Annotated in this window: 6 protein-coding genes and 1 pseudogene; 4 read left to right on the top strand and 3 right to left on the bottom strand. The window is 64.4% G+C overall.

Translation table 11 applies throughout. From position 1 onward, the window contains the following. The 3 genes and pseudogenes from AX744_RS19965 to AX744_RS07690 all read right to left on the bottom strand — a co-directional run. A pseudogene (locus AX744_RS19965) lies at positions 1-368 on the bottom strand (heavy metal translocating P-type ATPase); the annotation flags it as partial. A gap of 55 nt (positions 369-423) precedes the next feature. Beyond that, positions 424-747 (bottom strand): heavy-metal-associated domain-containing protein, encoded by a 324-nt coding sequence (locus AX744_RS07695; RefSeq protein ID WP_060921756.1) that lies wholly within the window; start codon positions 745-747, stop codon positions 424-426. Between the two features lie 30 nt (positions 748-777). Beyond that, positions 778-1,059: a metal-sensitive transcriptional regulator gene (locus AX744_RS07690; RefSeq protein ID WP_053095982.1), complete on the bottom strand. Its 282-nt coding sequence runs from the start codon at positions 1,057-1,059 to the stop codon at positions 778-780. 215 nt (positions 1,060-1,274) lie between these two features. Between AX744_RS07690 and AX744_RS07685 the strand changes: the two genes are divergently transcribed. The 4 genes from AX744_RS07685 to AX744_RS07670 form a co-directional block, all read left to right on the top strand. Next, positions 1,275-1,676 carry a hypothetical protein gene (locus AX744_RS07685; RefSeq protein ID WP_058631433.1) on the top strand — a complete coding sequence of 134 codons (402 nt, stop codon included), beginning with the start codon at positions 1,275-1,277 and terminating at the stop codon, positions 1,674-1,676. Further along, a complete protein-coding gene (locus AX744_RS07680; RefSeq protein WP_200838872.1) occupies positions 1,673-2,191 on the top strand; it encodes a DUF305 domain-containing protein in 519 nt (172 codons plus the stop codon). Before AX744_RS07685 ends, AX744_RS07680 begins: the two co-directional genes overlap by 4 nt. Positions 2,192-2,512: 321 nt before the next feature. Further along, positions 2,513-2,872 carry a Cd(II)/Pb(II)-sensing metalloregulatory transcriptional regulator CmtR gene (gene cmtR / locus AX744_RS07675; protein WP_036275916.1) on the top strand — a complete coding sequence of 120 codons (360 nt, stop codon included), beginning with the start codon at positions 2,513-2,515 and terminating at the stop codon, positions 2,870-2,872. After that, positions 2,869-4,591: heavy metal translocating P-type ATPase (locus AX744_RS07670; protein ID WP_197429182.1), on the top strand; the 1,723-nt coding region annotated here is incomplete at its 3' end. The genes cmtR and AX744_RS07670, both read left to right, overlap by 4 nt.

Raw genomic sequence — 4,591 nt, 5'->3', positions numbered from 1 at the left:
ACCGCACCGGTCAGGAACGGGGCACCGCCCCACACGTACATCACCGTTCCGAGAGCCGGTGACACCCACGCGACCCACGCCGCGTCCGGCAGCGGGTACCCCAGGATCATCGAGAACATCGTCGAGAATCCGACCACCGGCACGGCGAGGAGCAGCATGATCCAGAACAGGCGCCGGAACTGCCCCACATGATCCCCGTGGCCGCCATGCCCGCCGTGACCGGCGTGATCTTCGTGGCCGCCGTGCCCGGTGTCTTCGTGCGGTGCAGCGTGATCGTGGCTCATCGCCCCATGGTCGTGCTCCGTCGTTGCCGCCGCCGTGTGGTTGCGGTGCGCGGTGTGATCGGTGTGTTCGTCGTGCTGGCTCATCGGAGACTCCTTGCTCAGGTGCGCCCGGGGTAAGCCGGACGCCGAAAGATGCAACTCAGGGCTGGCTGGTCGCGAGAGCGTAGCCGGCCTCCTCCACCGCAGCCTTCACAGCGGCGGGGTCAACCGGGGCGGTGCTGCGGATGGTCACCCGGGAGGTGCCACCCGCGTTGAGATCCACGGTGACGGACTCGACACCGTCGACAGCGCCCAGCTCCTCACTGACGCTCGATGCGCAATGCGAGCATGTCATCCCGTCGACGAGCACCTCCGATGTGACCGCAGAATCGTCGTGGACGGCTGTCTCTGTGTTCGATGGGGCAGCGCAGCATGCGCAACCAGCGTTCGCATCCGTCAGTCCCAGCTCGATGCGATCAGTCATGGTGTTCTCCTTTACTAAACAGACGTGTGGTCATGAACGAACCAGGCGGGCGATGGCTTCGTTGGCCTCACGAACCTTCTCCGCTGCGAAGTCGCCACCCTCAGCACTTGCCTGAGCGACGCAGTGACTCAGATGATCGCTCAGCAACGACAACGCCACCGTCTCCAGGGCCTTCGTCGCCGCAGAGACCTGCGTAAGGATGTCGATGCAGTACTTGTCCTCATCAACCATCCGGGAGATCCCCCGCACCTGGCCTTCGACGCGATTCAACCGCTTGCGCAGGTCGTCCTTGCTTCCGTCGTACCCGTTCATGCCTCGAGCATACCCCCTGGGGGTATGTAACTCAATGTTTTCGCTTCTATTCCCGCTAGGCGAACGTGGTCGCCGACTCTGTTCAGCTCACAGGCTGATCTGCGCAGCGCGGCGGCTTATCAATACCGGGTTACCAGACCCCAGCGGGGTATTCAAGGGCCTCAGTGCGCGGGCGATGCGAGCGTACTTTCGTGGCTCACGAAAGGAGTTCTCTCATGACCGTCACCGAAGAAATGCTCAGCACGTATCCGAAAGATCTGGGCGGAATTGATCAGAAGAAGCTCGTCGACTGCATCGACGCGTGTCTCGCGTGCGCGCAAGCCTGCACCGCATGTGCCGACGCTTGCCTCAGCGAGGACATGGTTGCTGACCTAATCAAGTGCATTCGCGCGAACCAGGACTGTGCAGACCTTTGCATAACCACCGCCCGGATCCTCTCCCGTCGCACCGGGCACGACGCCAGCGTCACCCGTGCCGCGCTCGAAGCTTGCCGAGCGGCGTGCCTGAGCTGTGCTAACGAATGTGAACAGCACACCATGCACGAACACTGCACGATCTGCGCTGAGGCATGCCGACGCTGCGAACAGGCGTGCGTTGCACTGCTGGAGTCGCTATGACAAGCCAGCACGCCGACAACGGTTCACGCCCGCCGGCCGGCCACTCCCAGGGGAAGAATCAGGGCGGGATGTCGAGCTACCTTAAGCTCGCCGTCTCGCTATCGCTCAGCTTCGTTGTGATGTACTTCCTCACGTTTGCGATGATCAACGTCCTGGACGATCTCTTCCTCAACATCAGCAACCTCTACATGGCACTGATGATGGTCTTCCCCATGGGCATCATCATGGTCATCGTCATGTGGAAGATGTTCCCGAACAAGGCCGCGAACATCAGCTTGCTCGTAGGTTTCGCCGCGCTTTTCCTTGTCGCCTTCTTCATGGGACGCTCGGAAGCGTTCGTCGGTAACGACCAGTTCCTCCGTTCCATGATCCCGCATCACTCTCGAGCGATTCTGGTGTGTGAGCAATCAGACATCAGCGACCCGGAGATCCAAGATCTCTGTGAGCAGATCATCTCGTCACAGCAGGAAGAGATCGACCAGATGAATGAGATTCTCGACCGTCTCGACGATTAGTGGGGCGTCGGCACCACCCTTGCGACGAGTGGACCGGCTACCGCGCTCATGACGAGCGGACCGGATCACCGCCGTCGACAGGGTCCGGGTCGACCAGGCAACCTTACGCCTCAGCCTTACGCGAGAGCTGCCGAAAACGATCGTTTGCGGCGCGGTGAGTGAAGGCACACCAGATCGAATGCCAGAAACGTGCGCCGTAAGCGGGTTTCGGTAGGCGTATTCGGTGGGGTGTGAGCCGGATGTACTTACACCCAGGCCCCAGAGATGTCGCCTGGGGTGAAGCCGTTCCAATAGGTCATCAATCACTGTATAGTTCAGTGTGTGCTGACTATTTCCTCACGCCTCGATGTCATGAACCGGCTCGGCCGGGCCATGGCCGATCCCACGCGTTCCCGAATCCTAATGTCTCTGCTCGGTGGACCGAGCTACCCGGCTGTGCTCTCTCGTGAGCTGGAGCTGACGCGTTCGAACGTGTCGAACCATCTCACCTGCCTGCGTGACTGCGGGATTGTCGTTGCCGAGCCGGAGGGTCGCCAGACTCGTTACGAGATCGCCGACCCGCATCTTACGGCTGCGCTCGTCGCGCTCGTGGACGTGACGCTGGCGGTCGATGAGCACGCGCCGTGCGTGGACTCTGCGTGCACGGTGGCTGGCTGCTGTGGGACGGGGGCGGACGCGTGAGCGCGGCGTGTGGCTGCGAGCACGAGCCTGCCCAGCCTGCCACTGCGGCGGAGGATGAGACCGAAGAGGTTGTGCGGCCCTGGTGGAGGGACCGTGGGATTATGGTGCCGGTCTTCTCCGGTGTCGCATTCCTGGCCGGTCTGATCCTTGAATGGTCCGGCCTCGAGATCCCGGCGCTGGTGTTGTTCTGGGCCGGTCTGCTCCTCGGTGCGTCGACGTTCACGCCCGGCGCGATCCGGAAACTGTTCAAGGGCAAGCTCGGTATCGGGCTGCTGATGACGATCAGCGCGATCGGCGCGGTCATCCTCGGCTACGTGGAGGAGGCTGCGGCTCTGGCGTTCTTGTACTCGATTGCTGAGGCGCTCGAGGACAAGGCGATGGACCGTGCCCGGGGCGGGCTGAGGGCGCTGCTGAAGCTCGTGCCGGAGACAGCGACCGTGCTGCAGAACGGCGTCTCTGCGCAGGTGCCCGCGAGAGAGCTGACGGTCGGCCAGGTCATGGTGGTCCGTCCCGGCGAGCGGATCGCAACCGACGGGATCGTCCGTTCTGGCCGCTCCAGCCTGGACACCTCGGCGATCACCGGGGAGTCGATCCCCGTCGAGGTCGAGCCCGGCGATGCGGTGTCGGCCGGTGCGATCAACAGCGCCGGCGCGCTGGAGGTCGAAACGACCGCTGCGGGCACCGACAACTCGCTCACCACGATCGTGGAGCTGGTCGAGAAGGCGCAGACCGAGAAGGGCGAGCGTGCACGTCTCGCGGACAGGATCGCCCGCCCGCTCGTACCCGGCGTTCTGATCCTCGCAGCGCTCGTCGCGATCATCGGGTCGCTGCTGGGCGATCCAGAGGTGTGGATCACCCGCGCGCTTGTCGTGCTGGTCGCCGCTTCTCCGTGTGCGCTGGCGATCTCGGTGCCGCTGACGGTCGTCGCCGCGATCGGCGCAGCAAGCAAGTTCGGCGTGATCATCAAGTCCGGCGCCGTCTTCGAGCGCTTCGGCACGGTCCGCCACGTCGCGGTCGACAAGACCGGCACCCTCACCCGCAACGAACCTGCGGTCACCGCGGTGCTCACTGCGAACGGCGTGACCGAGACACAGGCGCTGGCCTGGGCGGCCGCACTGGAGCAGCACAGCACGCATCCCCTTGCCTCTGCGATCACCGCCGCGGCCCCGGGCACACCGGCAGCTGCAGATGTGACCGAGCAGGCCGGGCACGGCATCGACGGCACTGTCGGCGGATCGAGAATCACCGTCGGCAGTCCTCGCTGGCTGGACGCGGGCGACCTCGGGAAGCAGGTCGCGGAGTTGGAGGAGCAGGGCATGACCGTCGTGATCGTCCACCGCGATGGAACCCCCGTCGCCGCGATCGGCGTCCGCGACGAACTGCGCCCTGAAGTCCCCGAGGTAGTCCGGACGCTCACCAACCAAGGCGTCGGCGTGACGATGCTCACCGGAGACAACGCCCGCACCGCTCGTGCACTGGCCGCGCAGGCCGGGATCAGCAACGTGCGCGCGGAACTGCGTCCCGAGGATAAGGCAACCGCGATCGGCGAGCTGTCAAAGGCGGGGCCGGTCGCGATGATCGGCGACGGAATCAACGACGCACCGGCCCTCGCTGGCGCAGACATCGGTATCGCGATGGGCGCCACCGGCTCCGACGCGGCAATCGAATCCGCCGACGTGGCCTTCACCGGCCATGATCTGCGCCTCATCCCGCGAGCGT

Origin of the sequence: Microbacterium sp. CCH5-D1, assembly GCF_001557335.1 — a bacterium.
Taxonomy (GTDB): Bacteria; Actinomycetota; Actinomycetes; order Actinomycetales; family Microbacteriaceae; genus Microbacterium; species Microbacterium oxydans.
The sequence above is the reverse complement of the archived record's forward strand: the minus strand, read 5'-3'. Positions and strand labels throughout refer to the sequence as shown.

Coding starts and splice junctions, on each gene's coding strand:
- AX744_RS07695 (WP_060921756.1), bottom strand. CDS start 747: ATGACTGATCGCATCGAGCTGGGACTGACGGATGCGAACGCTGGTTGC.
- AX744_RS07690 (WP_053095982.1), bottom strand. CDS start 1,059: ATGAACGGGTACGACGGAAGCAAGGACGACCTGCGCAAGCGGTTGAAT.
- AX744_RS07685 (WP_058631433.1), top strand. CDS start 1,275: ATGACCGTCACCGAAGAAATGCTCAGCACGTATCCGAAAGATCTGGGC.
- AX744_RS07680 (WP_200838872.1), top strand. CDS start 1,673: ATGACAAGCCAGCACGCCGACAACGGTTCACGCCCGCCGGCCGGCCAC.